Here is a 19,840-nt window from a genome sequence, read left to right as displayed (position 1 = left end):
GGATGGGCTGTTGAAAATTTGTCCTGACGTGCTAGGTTCGCCTTAACGATATGCAAAAGGTAATTCCGCACTGCGAAACATTTAGCCAGTGTAGCTGACAAAATCGGTACCGCGTTGCAGTTCTGAACCCAGAACAATTACAAGAAAGAGGATCCGAAATGAAATTGTCGCCCCCGCTCAAGACCCTCAAGCTCGCCGTCGGCGCCGCCCTGCTGGCCGCCGCCGCGCTGGCCCCCTCCCTCGCCAGCGCCCAGGACGTCGCCAAGTGGCGTGTGCAGTCCCACTGGCCGGGCGCCAGCAGTTCCTACAAGGACAGCCTGGTACGCCTGAAGAGCGAGATCGAGCGGCGCACCGAGGGTCGCGTCCAGCTGCAGCTGTTCGAGGCCGGCGCGCTGTTCAAGGCGCAGGAAACCTTCAACGCGGTCAGCCGCGGCATCATCCAGATGGGCACCATTTCCCCCGGCTACGCCCAGGACAAGATCACCCTGGCGGGCATCGCCTCGGGCCTGCCGTTCGCCTTCCAGCACGTCTGGGAAGCGGCCTACTTCCACCAGCAGCTGGGCTTCGAGCAGATGCTGCGCGAGGAGGCGTCGAAGTTCGGCGTCTACTGGGCGACCGACAAGGTCTATCCCACCGAGATGGTGGTGAAGAAGCCGATCAACAGCTGGGAAGACTTCACCCGCCTGAAGATCCGCTCCTCCGGCGCCCTGCAGAAATTCCTCAACGAGGCCGGCGCCTCCACCACCTACCTGCCCGGCAGCGAGCTGTACCCGGCGCTCGACACCGGCGTGGTCGACGCGGCCCACTGGGGCGCGGCCCAGGGTGCGGCGAGCATGAGCTTCTACGAGGTGGCCAAGTACCACGTCAAACCGGCGCTGAACATCGCCGGCACCGACGTCACCATCGTCAGCCAGAAGGCCCTCGACGCGCTGTCAGAGCGCGACCAGGAAATCGTCAAGCAGGTGCTCGACGAGCAGTTCTGGTACCGCACCAACGAATACCTCTTCCAGGAGCACGTGGCCCTGAACAAGGCCGTCGCGGAGCAGGGCGTGGAGGTCAACACGCTGCCCGAGGACGTGCAGAAGCGCCTGACCGAAATCGCCCGCAAGACCTGGGAAGAAGAAGGCAAGCGCAGCGACAAGGCCGCCGAAGCACTGGACAAGCTCAAGGCCTTCCTCGGCGAGCTCGGCTACCTCTGAGTCGCCCGTTGCCTGGCCGCCGCCCCCGGGCGCGCGGCCGATTCCTTTCGGTATTTCCTGTCGGGGCAGAGCAATGCGCGTGATTCGTGCCTACGTGAACGGCATCAGCCGGCTCAATTCCTTCATCGGTCGCTGGGTCGCCTACCTGATCTTCGCGATCTTCCTGCTGCTGATCGGCGAGGTGTTCATGCGCTACGTGCTGTCCTCGCCGACGTCATGGACCAACGAGCTGGGGCAGATGCTGTTCGGCCTCTACGTGGTGCTGTCCGGGGGCTACCTGCTGCTGCACCGCGATCACGTCAACGTCGACATCTTCTACGGCACGCTGTCGCGCCGCGCCCAGGCCTGCCTGGACATCTTCACCTCGTCGATGTTCTTCCTGTTCACCGCCGCCCTGCTCTACTTCGGCAGCTCCATGGCATGGGAGTCGATCGGCAGCCGGGAAACCTCGTTCTCGGCCTGGAACCCGCCGATCTGGCCGATCAAGGCGGCGATCCCCATCGGCACCGCGCTGCTCCTGCTGCAGGGCATCGCCAAGCTGCTGCAGGACATCCTCATCGCGCTGGACAAGGCTGACGACACCGCCGACAGCCCGTCGGAGCACGCCCGATGAGCATCGAGATCACTACCCTGCTGTTCTTCCTCACCCTGGTGTTCTTCCTGCTGCTGGGGCTGCCGCTGGCCTTCGTGCTGGGCGGCGTGTCGGTGCTGTTCCTCTATTTCACCTGGGGCGTGGACGCCTTCTACATGGTCGCCTCGCAGATGTGGGGCACCATGGAAAGCTTCACCCTGGTGGCGATCCCGCTGTTCGTCTTCATGGCGATGATTCTCGAGCGCACCGGCGTGGCCAAGGACCTCTACCGGATGATGCACCTGTGGTGCGGCGGCATGCGCGGCGGCCTGGCGATCGGCACCCTGGGCATCTGCGCGGTGTTCGGCGCGATGGTCGGCATCAGCGGCGCGGCGGTGGTGGCCATGGGCACCATCGCGCTGCCGGCGATGCTCGAACGTGGCTACGACAAGCGCATGGTGCTCGGCTGCATCAACACCGGCGGCGGCTGGGGCATCCTGATCCCGCCGAGCATCATGATGATCCTCTACGCCATGATCAGCGGCGTCTCGGTGGGCAAGATGTTCGCCGCCGGGGTGCTGCCGGGCCTGCTGCTGGTGGCGCTGACATTGATCTACGTGATCGTGCGCAGCCACCTGCAACCGCACCTGGCGCCGGCCCTGCCGCCAGAGGAGCGCGGCAGCTGGAGCGAGAAGCTCACCGCCCTGCGCGCCGTGCTGCTGCCGATCGGCATCGTGGCGATGGTGCTGGGCTCGATCATCGGCGGCGTCACCACGCCCACCGAGGCGGCCGCCATGGGCGTGCTCGGCGCGCTGATCTCGGCCGCGGTCTACCGCAAGCTGAGCGGGGCGGTGCTGCACGAGGCGGCGATCCGCACCTTCAAGCTGACCGGGATGATCGCCTGGATCCTCTTCGCCGCCCACGCCTTCAGCTCCGCCTACCAGGGCATGGGCGCCCAGGCGCTGATCGAGGGGCTGATGATGGACCTGCCCGGCGGGCGCTGGGGCGTGATCATCGTGATGATGGCGCTGGTGTTCGTGATGGGCATGCTGCTCGACCCGGTCGGGATCATGCTGATCACCCTGCCGGTGTTCCTGCCGATCGTGGCCTCGCTGGGATTCGATCCGATCTGGTTCGGCATCCTCTTCGTGATCAACATGGAAATCGGCTACATGACGCCGCCCTTCGGCTTCAACCTCTTCTACCTCAAGGGCATCGTGCCGCCGGGCATCACCATGAAGGACATCTACTGGTCGGTGATCCCCTTCGTGCTGGTGAACCTGGTGGGCCTGGCGATCATCGCCATGGTTCCGGAGATCGCGACCTGCCTGCCCAACCTGCTGTTCTGACCTGCCGGCGGGCGCCCCGCCCGCCGCGCACCTGGCCATCCTTTCCAACAACAACAAAAGGAACGACCCGATGCCCAAGACGCCCCTTGCCCGGTCCGTCACCCTCGCCGCCCTGGCCGGCGGCCTCGCGGCGCCTGCCGCCCATGCCGACTTCATCGGCGACAGTCGCGCCAACCTGGAACTGCGCAACTTCTACGTCAACAGCGACAACCGCCAGGACGGCGTGGCGCAGTCCAAGGCCGAGGAATGGGCCCAGGGATTCCTGCTCAAGTTCGAATCGGGCTTCACCGAAGGCCCCGTGGGGCTCGGCGTCGACGCCCTCGGCCTGCTCGGCGTCAAGCTCGACTCGAGCCCGGAACGCGCCGGCAGCGGCCTGCTGCCGGGCGGCTTCAACGATCCCGCGCCGGACGATTACGCCAACCTCGGCATGACCGCCAAGGTGCGGGTCTCCAAGAGCACCCTGCGGGTCGGCACGCTGATCCCCCGGCTGCCGACCATCCTGCCCAACGACACGCGCCTGCTGCCGCAGACCTTTCGCGGCGCCCAGCTCACGTCCCAGGAAATCGACGGCCTGACCCTCAACGCCGGGCGCCTGACCGAGAACAGCCTGCGCAGTGAAGCCGGCTACGAGGACATGATCATGTCCGGGGTGGCCGGCGGCCGGCAGACCGACAAGTTCGACTTCGGCAGCGCCAGCTACCGCTGGAACGAGGACCTGACCACCGCCTACAGCTACGGCAGGCTCGACGGCAACTACAAGCAGCACATCGTCAACCTGACCCACGTGGCCGCCCTGGGCGAGGACCAGTCGTTCAAGAGCGACCTGCGCTACGCCCGTTCGACCAGCGACGGCAATGCGACGGTGGACAACAAGGCCTTCGGCGCGATGTTCACCTACAGCCTGAGCGGGCATTCCTTCGGCCTGGCCTACCAGAAGATGAGCGGCGACACGGCCTACCCCTTCATCAACGGCAGCGACGCCTTCCTGGTCAACTACGTGATGATCGCGCCGACCTTCGCCAACGCCGACGAGCGCTCCTGGCAGGCCCGCTACGATTACAACTTCACCGCGATGGGCATCCCGGGGCTGTCGCTGATGGCGCGCTACATCAGCGGCGACAACTTCGGCCCGGGCGGCGACAGCACCGAATGGGAACGCGATACGGACCTGGCCTACGTCATCCAGAGCGGCGCGCTGAAGAACCTCGGGCTCAAGTGGCGCAACGGCACCTACCGCGCCAGCGGGGGCCGCAAGATCGACCAGAACCGCCTGATCCTGAGCTACAGCATTCCGCTGATGTAACCCGCGCAGGTCACGCCGGCCGGGCCTTTCGCCTCGGCCGGCCAGACACCCCGCCCCTCAGCGAGACCCCTGGCCAGGCGCCAGACGGGGCTGCTGCGCCAGGGTCCAGTTCACCACCTCGGCGGACAACCGGTCGCTGGCCTCGCCGAAGGCCTGCACGACCTGGTCGACCGACTCGCCCCGGCTCGGCTGGCGCACTTCGAGCCGCTGGCTGGCGACGATCCGCTGGCTGGCGTGGTGGAGCAGGCGCAGGTCCAGCCGAATCACCACCACCGGCGCGCCCTCGATGTACTCGGTCTGGAAGGCGCGCAGGTCGCTGAACAGCTCCACGTCGGCATGGACCTTCACGTCGTCGCTGGTCACCGAGGCGATGCGGCCGTCCTCCTGGAAGGCCTCGACCAGGCGGTTGCGCAGCAGCACCGGCGCCGAGTCGCTCCAGCGCGCGCCCTTGTAGCTGCTGATCCGGTTGCCCTCGGGAATCACCGCGATGCGTGGCCCGCCGAGGATCTGGCTGGCCTGGGGCGTGGACACCCGCAGGGACAGGTCCAGCGGTGCGGCCGCCGGCTGGCCGGTGCTTGCCGGCGAGGCCAGGGTGCCCGGCAACAGGTAGACGGCGATCGGATCCGGGGACGAGACCAGCGCGCAGGACGTCAGGCTGGCGAGCATGGCCAGCGCAGCGAGGCGCGGCAAACGGCTGAGGATCATGGTTCGAACTCCTGGATGCGTTCCCGCCCGAGCAGGAAGCCGGTGGGGTTGTCTTCGAGGCGGCGGGTCACGCGGCGCAGCGCGCCGAGGGTCTGGCGCAGCTCGCCGATGGCGGGCCCCAGGTCGCCGACGCCCTGCAGGCCGCTGTTGAGCGACTCCTGGTTCTGCTCGAAGAGCCGGTCGAGGCGGCTGGTGGAGCGCTCCAGCGCCGCCATCGACTGCGCGGCGCTGTCGAGCAGGCCCCGCCCTTCTTCGTCCAGCAGGCCGTTGGCGTTGCGCGCCAGTTGGGTCATTTCCTCGAGCGCGGCGCTGGTCTGGCGGCCCAGCCCGTTGAGCTGGGCGAGCGCCTCGGCGAGATCGCCGCGCTGCTCGGCCAGCACCCGCGTGGCCTGCTCGATGTGGTCCAGCGTGCTGCTGATGCGCTGGGTGTTCTCCTCGGAGAACATCCGGTTGGCACTGCCCAGCAGGCTGTTGATGTTGCCCAGCAGGTCTTCGCCGTTGGCCAGCAGGTTGGCCAGCGGCGACGGGTCGGCGACGATGATCGGCGGCTCGCCGGTCTTGCTGATCAGCAGCGGGCTTTCCGGGGTGCCGCTGTGCAGCTGGATGACCATGCTGCCGGTGATGTTGGCCAGCGCCAGGCGCACCCGGGTGTCCTCCTTGATCGGCGTGTCGGCGTAGACCCGGATCCGCGCGCGCACCTTGCGCGGGTCGTCCGGTTCCAGGCGCAGCGATTCCACGTCGCCGACCTTGATGCCGCTGTACTCCACCGAGCCGCCCACCGACAGGCCGCTGACGTCGCGGTTGAAGATCACGTCGTAGAGCCTGAACTCACGGTCCATGCTCGACTTGCCGAGCCAGAGCGCGAACAGCAGCGCGCCGCCTACCGCGATCACGGTGAACAGGCCGATCAGGACATGATGGGCACGGGTTTCCATTCAGGGAGCCTCCAGAAGTTCGGCAGCCTTGTGTGCCGCACGGCCACGCGGGCCGTGGAAGTAATCACGGATCCAGGCATCGTCGGTGGCCTCGACCACCTCCAGCCGGTCAGCCACCAGTACCCGTTTCTGCGACAGCACCGCGACCCGGTCGCAGATGGTGTAGAGGGTGTCGAGGTCGTGGGTGACCAGGAACACGCTCAGGCCCAGCGCGTCGCGCAGGGTCAGGATCAGCTGGTCGAAGGCCGCCGCGCCGATCGGGTCGAGCCCGGCGGTGGGCTCGTCGAGAAACAGCACCTCGGGGTCCAGCGCCAGCGAGCGGGCCAGCGCCGCGCGCTTGACCATGCCGCCGGAGAGCTCGTCGGGAAACTTGCAGGCCGCCCCGGAAGGCAACCCGGCCAGGGCCAGCTTCAGCCGTGCCAGGTGCTCGGCGTCGCGGCGGCTGAGCCCGGCATGCTCGATCAGGGGCAGCGCCACGTTCTCCTGCAGGTTCAGCGAGGTGAACAGCGCGCCGCGCTGGAACAGCACGCCGAAGCGCCGCTCCAGCTCGGAACGGCGCGACGGGCTCAGCGCCAGCAGTTCCTCGCCGAACACCCGCACGCTGCCCTCGGTGGGCCGGCGCAGGCCGACGATGCTGCGCAGCAGCACCGACTTGCCGGTCCCCGAGCCGCCTACCACGCCGAGGATCTCGCCACGGCGGATGTCCAGGTCGAGCCCGTCGTGCACGGTCTGCCGGCCGAAGCGGTTGACCAGGCCACGGACCTCGATCAGCGTCTCGGCCGTCGACGCCTGCGAACCCGTCACCAGCCCATCTCCATGAAGAACATCGCGGCGACCGCATCGACCAGGATCACCATGAAGATCGACTGCACCACGCTGGAGGTGGTGTGTTCGCCCACCGACTGGGCGCTGCCGGAGACCTTGAAGCCCTCCAGGCAGCCGATCACGCCGATCAGGAAGGCGAACACCGGCGCCTTCGCCAGGCCGACCAGGAAGTGGCTGATGTCGATGTCGCGCTGCAGGATGCCGACGAACTGGGCGACCGAGATGTCCAGCGCCAGCACGCAGACCACCGCGCCGCCGACGATCCCGCAGAGCATGCCGACGAAGGTCAGGATCGGCAGGGCGACCAGCATGGCCAGCACCCGCGGCAGTACCAGAAGCTCGACCGGATCGAGGCCGAGGGTGCGAATCGCGTCGACTTCCTCGTTGGCCTTCATCGAGCCGATCTGCGCCGCGAAGGCGCTGGCGCTGCGCCCGGCCAGCAGGATCGCCGCCAGCAGCACGCCGAATTCGCGCAGGAAGGCGAAGGCCACCAGGCTCACCGTGTAGATGCTGGCGCCGAATTCATCCAGCACCGTGGCGCCGAGAAAGGCCACCACCGCGCCGACCATGAAGGTCAGCAGCGCGACGATCGGCACCGCGTCCAGGCCGGTCTGCTCGATGTGCGACGCCAGCGCGGTGAGCCGCCAGCGGCGCGGACGCAGGACGGTCAGCGCCAGCGCCTGCAGGGTCAGGCCGATGAAGCCGAGCAAGGCGCGCTGCTGCTGCCAGACATGGGCGACGGTGCGGCCGATGTGGGCCAGCAGGTCGCCGATCGCCGAGCCGCTGCGCGGGTCATCGACTTCGCCAGCGGGCGCGTCCAGCGCATCGGCAACGCTGCGCAGCAGGGCCAGCCGCTCGCCCGGCAGCTGCGGCGCCCACTGGTCGACGCGCGCCAGTCGCTCGGCGCCTATCAGTTCGGCCAGCAGCCCGGCACCGGCGGTGTCCAGTGCGCCGAGTCCGGCGAGATCCACGGTGCCGCCCTGGCTGACCCTGGGCTGCGCCCGCTCGACCTCGCGCCGCAGGGTCGCGTAATGCGCAAGGGTCCAGTCGCCGGACACCTGCAGATGGCTGCCGGACGTCTCGTCCTGCAGGCGCAGCGTGCCGGGTAGCCTGGTATCAGCGTGCATCAATGTCCCTTGGTGAAAGTGGTGACGTCGCGTGACCTGTCCGATCCTAGCAGCCAGCGCCGGCAAGCAGAACCGCCCCGGCCCGTCCCGCCTGACGCAGAGTGGGCAACCGCGCCGTGGCCAGCTAGGCTTGGCGCTTTCGCAAAAGGAGAACCCATGAACTTGTCTGACCCCGGCGACACCGAGAATTCTCCGCAACCGCTGAGCGCCACCGAAGCCCGCATCCTCGGCTGCCTGATCGAGAAGCAGGCGCTTTCGCCGGAAACCTACCCCCTGACGCTCAATGCGCTGGTGCTGGCCTGCAACCAGAAGACCAGCCGCGAGCCGGTGATGAACCTCTCCGCCGGGCAGGTCGGCCAGGGCCTGCGCACGCTCGAGGAGCAGGGGCTGGTGCGGATGGTCATGGGCAGCCGCGCCGACCGCTGGGAACACCGCGTCGAAAAGGCGCTGCAGCTGACCGCGCCGCAGGTGGCGCTGATCGGCCTGCTGCTGTTGCGCGGCCCGCAGACCCTCAACGAACTGCTGACCCGCAGCAGCCGGATGCAACCCTTCGATGACCTGGCCGACGTCCAGCACCAGCTCGACCGCCTGGCCAGCCGCACGCTGGCGACCCGCCTGCCACGCCAGGCCGGCCAGCGCGAGGAACGCTACATGCACCTGCTGGGCGGCAGCGAAGTGCCGGCCGACGGCGGCGCGGAGGAAGAGGACGCGCCGGTCGCCCCCTCGCGCCTCGAAGCGCTGGAAGCCCGCGTGCAGGCGCTCGAAGAGCGGCTCGCCAGGCTCGAAGGCACGTCCGACTAAGCGCCGTCGCCGACCCGCCCGTCGTCGGCCCGTCCAGCCGGGCGAGGGGTTCGCTGAAATGTCATCGAGCTCCTTGCGGCGGCTTGGGAATTTTTGAATTACGGCTGTGTCTATGCAGCCGATATGCTAAGAGCCTGCTGCTCTACAGCGCGCCAAGGAAGCCCTATCATCATGCGCATTCTCGTCACCGGCGGAGCCGGATTCATCGGCTCCGCACTTATCCGTCACCTGATCCTCGACACCGAGCACAGCGTTCTCAACCTCGACAAGCTGACCTACGCCGGCAACCTGGAATCGCTCAGCGAGGTTCAGGACAACCCCCGCTACCGGTTCGTCCAGGCCGACATCGCCGATCGTGATCGGGTAAGCGAGGCGCTGCTGGACTTCCAGCCGGACGCCATCATGCATCTGGCCGCCGAATCCCACGTCGACCGTTCCATCGACGGGCCCGCCGAATTCATCCACACCAACATCGTCGGCACCTACCAGCTGCTCGAGGCCGCCCGCGCCTACTGGCAGAGCCTGCCGGCCGAGCGCCGCGAAGCCTTCCGCTTCCACCACATCTCCACCGACGAGGTGTATGGCGACCTGCACGGCGTCGACGACCTGTTCACCGAGACCACGCCCTACGCGCCCAGCTCCCCGTACTCGGCGAGCAAGGCCTCGTCCGACCACCTGGTCCGCGCCTGGCACCGGACCTACGGACTGCCGGTGCTGGTGACCAACTGCTCGAACAACTACGGCCCGTACCACTTCCCGGAAAAGCTGATCCCGCTGGTGATCCTCAATGCGCTGGACGGCAAGAAACTGCCCGTCTACGGCGATGGCTCCCAGGTGCGCGACTGGCTGTTCGTCGAGGACCACGCCCGCGCGCTGTTCAAGGTGGTGAGCGAAGGCGTGATCGGCGAGACCTACAACATCGGCGGCCACAACGAGCAGAAGAACATCGACGTGGTGCGCGGCATCTGCGCCCTGCTCGAAGAGCTGGCACCCCAGAAGCCGGCCGGGGTCGAACGTTTCGAAGACCTGATCACCTTCGTCAAGGATCGCCCGGGCCACGACCTGCGCTACGCGATCGACGCCGGCAAGATCGAGCGCGAGCTCGGCTGGGTGCCGCAGGAAACCTTCCAGACCGGCCTGCGCAAGACCGTGCAGTGGTACCTGGACAACCTCGAATGGTGCCGTCGCGTACAGGACGGCAGCTATCAACGTGAGCGCCTCGGCGCGCTGGAGCAAAGCGCATGAAAGGAATCATCCTCGCCGGGGGCTCCGGCACCCGCCTGCACCCCATCACCCTGGGCGTATCCAAGCAGCTGCTGCCGATCTACGACAAGCCGATGGCCTACTACCCGATCTCGGTGCTGATGCTCGCCGGGATTCGCGACATCCTGGTCATCTCCACCCCCGCCGACCTGCCGCAGTACCGCAACCTGCTGGGCGACGGCAGCCAGTTCGGGGTGAACTTCAGCTACGCCGAGCAGCCCTCTCCGGATGGCCTGGCCCAGGCCTTCCTGATCGGTGAAGACTTCATCGGCGACGACTCGGTGTGCCTGATCCTGGGCGACAACATCTTCCACGGCCAGCACTTCACCGAGAAGCTCAAGCGCGCCGCCAGCCAGCCCAGCGGCGCGACGGTGTTCGGCTACTGGGTCAAGGACCCGGAGCGCTTCGGCGTGATCGACTTCGACGAGTCGGGCAAGGCCCTGTCCATCGAGGAAAAGCCGAAGAAGCCCAAGTCCAGCTTCGCCGTCACCGGTCTGTACTTCTACGACAACGACGTGGTGCAGATCGCCAAGTCGATCAAGCCCTCGCCGCGCGGCGAGCTGGAGATCACCGACGTCAACATGGCCTACCTCGAGCGCGGCGACCTGCGCGTCGAGCGCTTCGGCCGCGGCTTCGCCTGGCTCGACACCGGCACCCACGACAGCCTGCTCGAAGCCTCCCAGTACGTGCAGACCATCGAGCACCGCCAGGGCCTGAAAGTGGCGTGCCTCGAGGAAATCGCCTACCAGAACGGCTGGATCGACCACCAGCAGTTGCTGGCCCGGGCCGATATGTTCGGCAAGACCGGCTACGGCCAGTACCTGTTCAAGCTCGCGGGTGAACACGAATGAACGTGATCGAGACCAGCCTGCCCGGCGTGCTGGTCATCGAACCCAAGGTGTTCGGTGACGCGCGGGGCTTCTTCTACGAAAGCTTCAACGCCGCGCGCTTCGAAGACGCCACCGGCATCAGGCGCGAGTTCGTCCAGGACAACCATTCCAAGTCCCAGCGCGGCGTGCTGCGCGGCCTGCACTACCAGATCCAGCAGCCCCAGGGGAAACTGGTGCGGGTGATCGCCGGCGAGGTCTTCGACGTCGCCGTCGACCTGCGCCGCAGCTCGCCGACCTTCGGCAAGTGGTTCGGCATCCACCTGAACGCCGAGAGCCATCGCCAGGTCTGGATTCCCGAAGGCTTCGCCCACGGTTTCGTGGTGCTCAGCGAAACGGCCGAGTTCCTCTACAAGACCACCGACTACTACGCACCGGCCCACGAGCGCAGCCTGCTCTGGAACGACCCGGCGCTGGGCATCGAGTGGCCCATCGACCAAGCGCCGCAACTGTCCGCGAAGGACGTCGCCGGCCTGCCCCTCAGCGAAGCGGAGTGCTTTGCATGAACATCCTGATCATCGGTAAACAGGGCCAGCTGTCACGTGAACTGCAGTTGGAACTTGCCGGTGACGGGCAGGTAACCGCGCTCGGCCATACCGAGCTCGACCTGGCGGACCCCGAGCAGGTTCGCCAGCAGATACGCCGGCTGCGGCCGGAACTGATCATCAACACCGCGGCCTACACCGCGGTGGACGCCGCCGAGGGCAACCGCGAGCAGGCCTTCGCGGTCAATGCCACCGGCCCCGGCGTACTCGCCGAGGAAGCGGCCAGCCTCGGCGTCCCCCTGATCCACTACTCCACCGACTACGTCTTCAACGGCCGCAAGTCCACGCCCTATACCGAGCAGGACGAACCCGACCCGCTCAGCGTCTATGGCGCCAGCAAGCTGGCCGGAGAGCGGGCGATCCAGTCGGTCGGCGGGCAGTACCTGGTGCTGCGCACCAGCTGGGTCTACTCGCTGCATGGCAAGAACTTCCTGCTGACCATGCAGCGCCTGCTGCAGGAGCGCGACCGCCTCTCGGTGGTGGCCGACGAGATCGGCTCGCCGACCTGGGCCGGGACCCTGGCGCAGGTCACCGGGCAGATGGTACGGGCCTGGCGCGACGGCAACGGCGGTCCCTGGGGCCTGTACCACCTGACCTCCACGGGCGAGACCTCCTGGTACGGCTTCGCCTGCGCCATCGCCGATCACCTGCGCAAGCAGGGTAAGACCTGCGCCGAGGTGAGCCCCATCGCCTCGAAGGATTACCCCACCGCGGCCCAGCGTCCGCTCAATTCCCGCCTGGACTGCAGCCAGCTGCAACGCGACTGGACGCTCCGGCTGCCCGACTGGGAAGCGGCGATGCAGCAGTGCCTGGCCACCCCGCGAAACCTCGAGCCGCGGGCCGAAGCCTTCCGGCAGGGCGCCTGACCGAGGCACCGCGCGAGGCGATCGCGGGCGGTCCCGCCCGGCCCGGCGAACGTGCATAATGCGCCGGTCCCATTGGCGCAGCATGCATGACCTTTCCCCCGATACCCCGACGTCCCCGCTGGCGTAGCCTGTTCCTGCTGGCCCTGATACTGGTGCCGATGCTCTGGCCCCTGGAGCAGCTGGCCGAGCGCTACTACCGCGGCGAGCTGACCGAACAGAACCGGCAGACCCTCGACCTCTATGTCGCCAACCTGCTGGGTTCGCTGCGCCGTTACGAAGTCCTGCCGCGCATCCTCGGCGACCTGCCCGAGGTCCGCGACGCGCTGCTCGACGCCGCCAACCCCGGCGCCCTCGACCGCGCCAACCGCCTGCTCAACCAGCTGCGCAACCAGACGGGCGCCGACGTCATCTACCTGATGGACCCGGATGGCAACACCCTCGCGGCGTCCAACTGGGCCGACGAGGACAGCTTCGTCAACCGCAACTTCGCCTTCCGCCCCTACTTCCGCCAGGCCAAGGCCGGCCGGCTCGGACGCTTCTTCGGCCTCGGCACCACGTCCGGCAAGCGCGGCTACTACTTCGGCTCGGCCGTTCACGAGGGCAACCAGGTGATCGGCGTCATGGTGGTCAAGGTCGACCTCGACCACACGGAGCGGCTCTGGGGCAACACGCCGGAGAAGCTCCTGGTGACCGACGCCTACGGCGTGGTGATCCTCACCTCCAACCCCGACTGGCGATTCCGCGCCACCCGCGCGCTGGATGCCGAGGAACGCGAGGAGCTGGCCCTGCACCAGCCCTACCCGACCCTCGAACCGCGCAACCTGCTGTTCGACACCGACCAGTGGCTGATCCAGAGCCGCGAGCTCAAGGAAACCGGCTGGACGGTGCGCATCCTCGCGCCGATCAGCCTGATCGACCGCCCGGTCCGCACCGTGGTCGCCATCGGCGGCGCGACCCTGCTGGCGCTGCTGCTCTGGGTCGGGCTGCTGATGCAGCGGCGCCGGCACTTCCTCGAACGCCTCTCCCACGATGCCCAGGCGCGGCGGCAGCTGGAGCTGCGCGTGCAGGAGCGCACCCAGGACCTCGAGGCACTCAACAGCCGCCTCAAGCAGGAAGTGCTCGAACGCGAGCAGGCGCAGCAGGACCTGGTGCGCGCGCAGGACGAGCTCCTGCAGGCGGGCAAGCTGTCGGCGCTGGGCACCATGTCGGCGAGCATCAGCCATGAGCTCAACCAGCCGCTGGCGGCCATCCGCAGCTATGCCGACAACGCCGGCGTGCTGCTCGACCATGGCCGCAACGACGAGGCCCGGGACAATCTGCGGCTGATCAGCGAGCTGACCGCGCGGATGGCCTCGATCATCGCCCACCTGCGCGCCTTCGCCCGCCGCGACCGGCATGCGCCCGAACGGGTGGCGCTGCAGCCCGCCATCGACGATGCGCTGTCGCTGCTGGCCAAGCGGCGCCAGGCGATGGGCGTCGAGCTGATCCGCGACCTGCCGGACGCCACGCTCTGGGTGGAAGCCGGTGAAACGCGCCTGCGCCAGATCATCTCCAACCTGCTGGCCAACGCCCTGGACGCGCTCAATGAAAAGGGCCTGCCGCGGCGTATCTGGATCAGCGCGGAGCAGCACGACCAGCGGGTGATCCTGACCCTGCGCGACAACGGCCCGGGCTTCAGCGACGAAGCGTTGGCGCGCGCCCGCGAACCCTTCTTCACTACCAAGACCAGCGCCCAGGGACTGGGGCTGGGGCTGGCGATCTGCGACACCCTGATCCGCGCGCTGGACGCGGAACTTTCGCTGGGCAACCATCGCGACGGCGGCGCCGAGCTGCGCCTGACGCTACGCTCGGCCAGCGCCGCCGTCGCCTTTCCAACCGAGGACCTTCTGCAATGATCGTCAGCCAGATCGACAACCAGGCGCAGGTGGTGCTGATCGACGACGACGCGCACCTGCGCAAGGCGCTGAGCCAGACCCTCGACCTCGCCGGCCTCAAGGTGGTGAGCCTGGGCGATGCGCGCAATCTCGCGGCGCAGTTGCCCACCGACTGGCCAGGCGTGGTGATCAGCGACATCCGCATGCCCGGCGTCGACGGCCTGACCCTGCTCGAACAGCTGCACGCCCGCGACGCCGAGCTGCCGGTGCTGCTGATCACCGGCCACGGCGACGTGCCGCTGGCGGTGCAGGCGATGCGCGCCGGGGCCTACGATTTTCTGGAAAAACCCTTTCCCAGCGAGGCGCTGCTCGAAAGCGTGCGGCGCGCCCTCGCCCTGCGCCAGCTGGTGCTGGACAACCGCAGCCTGCGCCTGGCCCTGGCCGACCGCCAGGAACTCTCGACCCGCCTGCTCGGCCAGTCACCGGCGGTGCAACGCCTGCGCGAGCAGATCGGCGCCCTGGCCGGCACCCAGGCCGACGTGCTGATCCTCGGCGAAACCGGCTCGGGCAAGGAAGTGGTGGCGCGCGCGCTGCACGACCTGTCCAGCCGCCGCGCCGGTCCCTTCGTGGCGATCAACGCCGGTGCGCTGGCCGAGTCGGTGGTCGAGAGCGAACTGTTCGGCCACGAGGCGGGCGCCTTCACCGGCGCGCAGAAACGGCGCATCGGCAAGTTCGAGTTCGCCAACGGCGGCACCCTGTTCCTCGACGAGATCGAGAGCATGAGCCTGGAGGTCCAGGTCAAGCTGCTGCGCCTGCTGCAGGAGCGGGTGGTCGAGCGACTGGGCGGCAACCAGTCGACGCCACTGGATATCCGGGTCATCGCCGCCACCAAGGAAGACCTGCGCCACGCCGCCGACCAGGGGCGCTTCCGCGCCGACCTCTATTACCGGCTCAACGTCGCCCCGCTGCGCATTCCGCCGCTGCGCGAGCGCAACGGCGACGTGCTGTACCTGTTCCAGTACTTCGCCGAGGCGGCGGCCGGACGCCACGGCCTGCCCCTGCGCACCCTCGCGCCGGAGCAACGTGCGCTGCTGCTGCGCCATCGCTGGCCGGGCAACGTGCGTGAACTGCAGAACGCCGCCGAGCGCTTCGCCCTGGGGCTCGACCTGGGCCTTGAGCCCGACGACGTCGCCAGCGCCCCGGAGCAGGGCGCGCCGAGCAACCTGGGCGACCAGGTCGAGGCCTACGAACGTGCCCTGATCGCCGCCGAGCTGGCGCGCCCGCACAGCTCGCTGCGCAGCGTCGCCGAGGCGCTCGGCCTGCCGCGCAAGACCCTGCACGACCGGCTGCGCAAACATGGCCTGAGTTTCACCGACCCTGGCGGAACCTCGCCGGAGGATGGCGAGTAGCTGGCGGGTTTTCGCCACCTTCGGTGACATCGCCCCGCCGCGGCCCGGTTGCAGCCCCGTCCGAGCCCGTGCCGGCCGGTCGCCTGCGCGCGGCACCGGCACCCACCCGACGCCCCCTCGCGCGTCCCGCAACCCTGCGGGCTAGACCGGTTCGCACCTGGAAAGAAAAGGCTCCATTTCGTCATGGCAAAGTGGTAAAAGGCCACAGCGGAAGTGAATCATGGCCATCTGGCACGTGCCTTGCTCTCGCACTAACCGAGTCGGGCTACCCCGGCGTACGGCATGCCGATCGAGCCGCCGACGCCGGAGTTCTGCCTCTCACTGCCGGATTGCTCTCGGAGCGGTTCTTCACAACAAAAGGAATGCCAATAATGTTCAAGCTGACAGCCAAGGCGCTCGCTTGCGCTCTGTCCCTTAGCGTTGCCGGTCTGGCCCATGCGGCCGACCCGATCATCATCAAGTTCTCCCACGTCGTAGCGGACAACACTCCAAAAGGCCAGGGCGCGATCATGTTCAAGCGCCTGGCTGAAGAGCGTCTGCCCGGCAAGGTTAAGGTCGAGGTCTACCCGAACTCCTCGCTGTTCGGCGATGGCAAGGAAATGGAAGCACTGCTGCTCGGCGACGTTCAGCTGATCGCCCCGTCGCTGGCCAAGTTCGAGCATTACTCCAAGGGCGTCCAGGTATTCGACCTGCCGTTCCTGTTCGACGACATCGACGCGGTCGATCGCTTCCAGCAGGGCGAAGCCGGCCAGAAGCTGCTGCGCTCGATGGAAGACAAGAACATCACCGGCCTGGGCTACTGGCACAACGGCATGAAGCAGCTGTCGGCCAACAAGCCGCTGCGCGAGCCGAAGGACGCCCGTGGTCTGAAGTTCCGCGTACAGGCTTCGGCGGTACTGGACGAGCAGTTCAAGGCCGTTCGCGCCAACCCGCGCAAGATGAGCTTCGCCGAGGTCTACCAGGGCCTGCAGACTGGCGTGGTCAACGGTGCCGAGAACCCGTACTCGAACATCTACTCGCAGAAGATGCACGAAGTGCAGAAGTACATCACCGAGTCCAACCACGGTCTGCTGGACTACATGGTGATCACCAACACCAAGTTCTGGCAGGGTCTGCCGGATGACGTGCGCAGCGAGCTGCAGAACATCCTGAGCGAAGTCACCGTCGCGGTGAACGAGCAGGCTGACGCGCTGAACCAGGCCGACAAGCAGCGCATCCTCGATGCGGGCACCACCGAAATCATCACCCTGACGCCCGAGCAGCGCGAAATGTGGCGCGAAGCCATGAAGCCTGTCTGGAAGAAGTTCGAGGGCGAGATCGGTGTCGACCTGATCCAGGCCGCCGAAGCAGCCAACAAGGGCTAATCTAGCCTTGGCAGAGGGGCCCGCAACCGGGCCCCTTCGCATACCTAACGCAACGACAGCGCAGTGAAAAAAACGTAACGCACCAGTATTGCGCGGTGGCGCCAGCTCAGGCCCCCGGCTTGGTCGATAACACCTTTCATTGATCTGTCTGCCGGCCATGGTCGCTGCCCCTGCGCACGGCCGAGCCTTTCGCTACGCCAACCGCTAGTCCATCGGGAGATGTCATCCATGAACGCCCTCCGGCGCGTCTGGGACCACTTCGAGGAAGGCTTCATCGCCTTTCTTCTGGCCGCCATGACGCTGGTGACTTTCGTCTACGTCATCCTCAACAACCTCTACACCCTTTTCTACGATCTTGGAGACAAGTTCGAAGGCGCCAGCGAGTTCTTCTTCGCGATCGGCGACTTCATCATCGGCCTCGCCCAGTCCATGACCTGGAGCACCGCGCTGACCAAGGCGCTGTTCGGCTGGCTGATCTTCTTCGGCCTGGCCTATGGCGTGCGCACCGCGGGCCATATCGGCGTCGATGCGCTGGTCAAGCTCGCTTCGCGTCCCGTTCAGCGGGTCATCGGGCTGATCGCCTGCCTGATCTGCCTGGGCTATGCCGCCCTGCTGACGATCGCCAGCTTCGAGTGGATCCAGACGCTGTTCATCGCCAATATCGGTGCCGAAGACCTCGGCCACATCGGCGTCAAGCAATGGCACATCGGCATGATCGTCCCCATCGGCTTCGCCCTGGTGTTCATCCGTTTCGCCGAGATTCTCGTACGCATCCTGCGCAACCAGCAGACCGGTCTGGGCCTGGCTGACGAAGCCGCCGAGGCCGCCAAGCTCGGTGGCGATCAGGAGGAGCTGCACAAATGACCATCCTGTTCCTTTTCGTCGCGCTGTTCGCGCTGATGTTCATCGGCGTGCCGGTGGCCATCTCCCTGGGCCTCGCCGGCTCGATGACGATCATCTTCTTCAGCCCCGACTCGGTGCGCTCGCTGGCGATCAAGCTGTTCGAGACCTCCGAGCACTACACCCTGCTGGCGATCCCGTTCTTCCTGCTCGCCGGTGCCTTCATGACCACCGGTGGCGTGGCCCGTCGCCTGATCGACTTCGCCAACGCCTGCGTCGGCCACATCCGTGGCGGCCTGGCCATCGGTGCGGTCCTGGCGTGCATGCTGTTCGCCGCGCTGTCGGGTTCCTCGCCTGCGACCGTAGCGGCGGTGGGCTCGATCGCCATCGCCGGCATGGTGCGTTCCGGCTATCCGCAGGCCTTCGGCGCCGGCATCGTCTGTAACGCCGGTACGCTGGGCATCCTGATCCCGCCGTCGGTGGTGATGGTGGTCTATGCCGCCGCCACCGAGACCTCGGTCGGCAAGCTGTTCATGGCCGGCGTCGTGCCGGGCCTCATGCTCGGCCTCGCGCTGATGATCGCGATCTACATCATCGCGGTGAAGAAGAACCTGCCAGCCCTGCCGCGCGCCACCTTCCGCGAGTGGCTCACCGCCGCACGCAAGGCCGTCTGGGGCCTGCTGCTGATGGTGGTCATCCTCGGCGGTATCTACTCGGGCATGTTCACCCCCACCGAAGCGGCGGCCGTGGCCGCGGTGTATTCGGCATTCGTCGCCTTGTTCGTCTACAAGGACCTGACCCTGCGCGAGTGCCCGAAGGTGCTGCTGGAGTCCGGCAAGCTGAGCATCATGCTGATGTTCATCATCGCCAACGCCATGCTGTTCGCCCACGTGCTGACCACCGAGCAGATCCCGCAGGCGATCACCGCCTGGGTGATCGAAGCCGGTCTGCAGCCCTGGATGTTCCTGCTGGTGGTGAACATCGTGCTGCTGGTGGCCGGTGCCTTCATGGAGCCGTCGGCGATCATCCTGATCCTGGCGCCGATCCTGTTCCCGATCGCCATCCAGCTGGGGATCGACCCGATCCACCTGGGCATCATCATGGTGGTGAACATGGAGATCGGCCTGATCACGCCACCGGTGGGCTTGAACCTGTTCGTCGCCTCGGCGGTGACGGGCATGCCGGTGACCCAGGTGATCCGCGCCGTGCTGCCATGGCTGGCGATGATGCTGAGCTTCCTGATCATCATCACCTACGTGCCGGCGATCTCGCTGAGCCTGCCCAACCTGTTGGGCATGTAGCCAACGTGGTTCTTTCAGCCCGGCCAAGTGCCGGGCTTTTTTGTGCCTGGAGAAAACCTCAGAGCGGCTCGGGAGCGCGCCGACGGAACCAGCCCGTCAGCGACAGGCGCTCGCGGCGTGTCGGCAGGACTTCGTGGGGCACCTCGCCGGACAGGAACACCACCAGCGTGCCGCCCGTGGGCGCCACGTCGAGCGCCGGCGCAGCGTCGAAATGCATCCGCAGCTCGCCGCCATGCTCGGGCTGCCAGTCCGGATTGAGGTAGAGGGCGGTGGTCACCGCACGCCGGTCGTCGTCGCGAAAGCGGTCCAGGTGCGTCTTGTAGAAGGCCCCGGGCGGATAGAGCGCGAAATGGCACTCGTAGTCCTCCAGGCCGAGGAACAGCTCGCGATTGAGCGCCTGGCGCAGCTGCTCCATCAGCGCGAGATAGGCATCGGTGGGGGCCGACTGGCCCGGTTCGAGCCACTGGATGTGGTCGCCGCGGATACCCTCGCGCACCGCGGCCCCGTCACCCCGGCCGATACCGGCCGGACGCAGGGCGCCTTCGGCCTCGCGCGTGCGGCACTCGACGGCCAGATCGGCGGTCAGATCAGGGGACAGGAATGCGTGCTGCAACGACCATCCCCGCGCGGCGAGGTCGTCGATGATGACAGTGAAGGACAAGGGTGCGGACTCCGA

19 protein-coding genes are annotated in these 19,840 nt (G+C 67.2%); 14 read left to right on the top strand and 5 right to left on the bottom strand.

All coding sequences use genetic code 11. The features are described from left to right. Nucleotides 1-158 precede the first annotated feature (158 nt). From dctP (DN824_RS01650) to DN824_RS01635, 4 genes are all read left to right on the top strand, one after another. A complete protein-coding gene (dctP, locus tag DN824_RS01650) occupies nucleotides 159-1,199 on the top strand; it encodes a TRAP transporter substrate-binding protein DctP (protein ID WP_138406654.1) in 1,041 nt (346 codons plus the stop codon). Nucleotides 1,200-1,272: 73 nt separating this feature from the next. After that, nucleotides 1,273-1,812, top strand: coding sequence for a TRAP transporter small permease subunit (locus DN824_RS01645; protein WP_138406653.1), 540 nt, complete (start codon nucleotides 1,273-1,275; stop codon nucleotides 1,810-1,812). Next, nucleotides 1,809-3,119: a TRAP transporter large permease gene (locus tag DN824_RS01640; protein WP_138406652.1), complete on the top strand. Its 1,311-nt coding sequence runs from the start codon at nucleotides 1,809-1,811 to the stop codon at nucleotides 3,117-3,119. The genes DN824_RS01645 and DN824_RS01640 overlap by 4 nt, the downstream gene beginning before the upstream one ends. Before the next feature lie 70 nt (nucleotides 3,120-3,189). Then, on the top strand, nucleotides 3,190-4,422 hold the full coding sequence (locus tag DN824_RS01635) for an OprD family porin (protein WP_138406651.1): 1,233 nt from the start codon (nucleotides 3,190-3,192) through the stop codon (nucleotides 4,420-4,422). A gap of 57 nt (nucleotides 4,423-4,479) precedes the next feature. Here DN824_RS01635 and DN824_RS01630 read toward each other — a convergent pair whose 3' ends face one another. From DN824_RS01630 to DN824_RS01615, 4 genes are read right to left on the bottom strand one after another with little or no spacing between them, the layout of a single operon-like run. After that, entirely contained in the window at nucleotides 4,480-5,127 is a 648-nt protein-coding gene (locus DN824_RS01630; RefSeq protein ID WP_138406650.1) for an ABC-type transport auxiliary lipoprotein family protein, read from the bottom strand. Continuing rightward, nucleotides 5,124-6,062, bottom strand: a complete 939-nt coding sequence (locus DN824_RS01625) for an MlaD family protein (RefSeq protein ID WP_138406649.1) — start codon at nucleotides 6,060-6,062, stop codon at nucleotides 5,124-5,126. Before DN824_RS01625 ends, DN824_RS01630 begins: the two co-directional genes overlap by 4 nt. Further along, nucleotides 6,063-6,866, bottom strand: coding sequence for an ABC transporter ATP-binding protein (locus tag DN824_RS01620; protein ID WP_138406648.1), 804 nt, complete (start codon nucleotides 6,864-6,866; stop codon nucleotides 6,063-6,065). Beyond that, nucleotides 6,863-8,014 carry an ABC transporter permease gene (locus DN824_RS01615; protein WP_138406647.1) on the bottom strand — a complete coding sequence of 384 codons (1,152 nt, stop codon included), beginning with the start codon at nucleotides 8,012-8,014 and terminating at the stop codon, nucleotides 6,863-6,865. Before DN824_RS01615 ends, DN824_RS01620 begins: the two co-directional genes overlap by 4 nt. Before the next feature lie 162 nt (nucleotides 8,015-8,176). On the opposite strand from DN824_RS01615, the gene DN824_RS01610 reads away from it, so the two are divergent. From DN824_RS01610 to dctM, 10 genes are all read left to right on the top strand, one after another. Continuing rightward, complete coding sequence (locus DN824_RS01610; protein WP_241666481.1) at nucleotides 8,177-8,815, top strand: YceH family protein; 639 nt, start codon at nucleotides 8,177-8,179, stop codon at nucleotides 8,813-8,815. 171 nt (nucleotides 8,816-8,986) lie between these two features. Next, nucleotides 8,987-10,060, top strand: coding sequence for a dTDP-glucose 4,6-dehydratase (gene rfbB, locus DN824_RS01605; protein WP_138406645.1), 1,074 nt, complete (start codon nucleotides 8,987-8,989; stop codon nucleotides 10,058-10,060). Further along, a complete protein-coding gene (gene rfbA, locus DN824_RS01600) occupies nucleotides 10,057-10,929 on the top strand; it encodes a glucose-1-phosphate thymidylyltransferase RfbA (RefSeq protein ID WP_138406644.1) in 873 nt (290 codons plus the stop codon). Before rfbB ends, rfbA begins: the two co-directional genes overlap by 4 nt. Beyond that, nucleotides 10,926-11,471 (top strand): dTDP-4-dehydrorhamnose 3,5-epimerase, encoded by a 546-nt coding sequence (gene rfbC, locus DN824_RS01595; RefSeq protein ID WP_138406643.1) that lies wholly within the window; start codon nucleotides 10,926-10,928, stop codon nucleotides 11,469-11,471. The genes rfbA and rfbC overlap by 4 nt, the downstream gene beginning before the upstream one ends. Then, the gene (gene rfbD, locus DN824_RS01590) at nucleotides 11,468-12,376 is read left to right on the top strand and encodes a dTDP-4-dehydrorhamnose reductase (protein ID WP_138406642.1); all 909 of its coding nucleotides are present in this window, start codon (nucleotides 11,468-11,470) and stop codon (nucleotides 12,374-12,376) included. Before rfbC ends, rfbD begins: the two co-directional genes overlap by 4 nt. A gap of 86 nt (nucleotides 12,377-12,462) precedes the next feature. Continuing rightward, nucleotides 12,463-14,271, top strand: a complete 1,809-nt coding sequence (locus DN824_RS01585; protein ID WP_138406641.1) for a sensor histidine kinase — start codon at nucleotides 12,463-12,465, stop codon at nucleotides 14,269-14,271. Continuing rightward, nucleotides 14,268-15,659: a sigma-54-dependent transcriptional regulator gene (locus tag DN824_RS01580; RefSeq protein WP_138406640.1), complete on the top strand. Its 1,392-nt coding sequence runs from the start codon at nucleotides 14,268-14,270 to the stop codon at nucleotides 15,657-15,659. The genes DN824_RS01585 and DN824_RS01580 overlap by 4 nt, the downstream gene beginning before the upstream one ends. 371 nt (nucleotides 15,660-16,030) lie before the next feature. Then, nucleotides 16,031-17,023: a C4-dicarboxylate TRAP substrate-binding protein DctP gene (dctP, locus tag DN824_RS01575; protein ID WP_138406639.1), complete on the top strand. Its 993-nt coding sequence runs from the start codon at nucleotides 16,031-16,033 to the stop codon at nucleotides 17,021-17,023. A 228-nt stretch (nucleotides 17,024-17,251) separates the two neighbouring features. After that, the gene (locus DN824_RS01570; RefSeq protein ID WP_138406638.1) at nucleotides 17,252-17,887 is read left to right on the top strand and encodes a TRAP transporter small permease; all 636 of its coding nucleotides are present in this window, start codon (nucleotides 17,252-17,254) and stop codon (nucleotides 17,885-17,887) included. Continuing rightward, entirely contained in the window at nucleotides 17,884-19,164 is a 1,281-nt protein-coding gene (dctM, locus tag DN824_RS01565; RefSeq protein WP_138406637.1) for a C4-dicarboxylate TRAP transporter large permease protein DctM, read from the top strand. The genes DN824_RS01570 and dctM overlap by 4 nt, the downstream gene beginning before the upstream one ends. A 58-nt stretch (nucleotides 19,165-19,222) precedes the next feature. Here the strand turns inward: dctM and DN824_RS01560 are convergent, their stop codons facing one another. Further along, the gene (locus tag DN824_RS01560; RefSeq protein ID WP_138406636.1) at nucleotides 19,223-19,825 is read right to left on the bottom strand and encodes a 2OG-Fe(II) oxygenase; all 603 of its coding nucleotides are present in this window, start codon (nucleotides 19,823-19,825) and stop codon (nucleotides 19,223-19,225) included. Between the last annotated feature and the right edge of the window lie 15 nt (nucleotides 19,826-19,840).

The organism is Stutzerimonas nosocomialis, assembly GCF_005876855.1.
GTDB classification, from domain to species: Bacteria; Pseudomonadota; Gammaproteobacteria; order Pseudomonadales; family Pseudomonadaceae; genus Stutzerimonas; species Stutzerimonas nosocomialis.
Note: the sequence above shows the minus strand (reverse complement) of the source record. Positions and strands in the feature narration are given on the sequence as shown.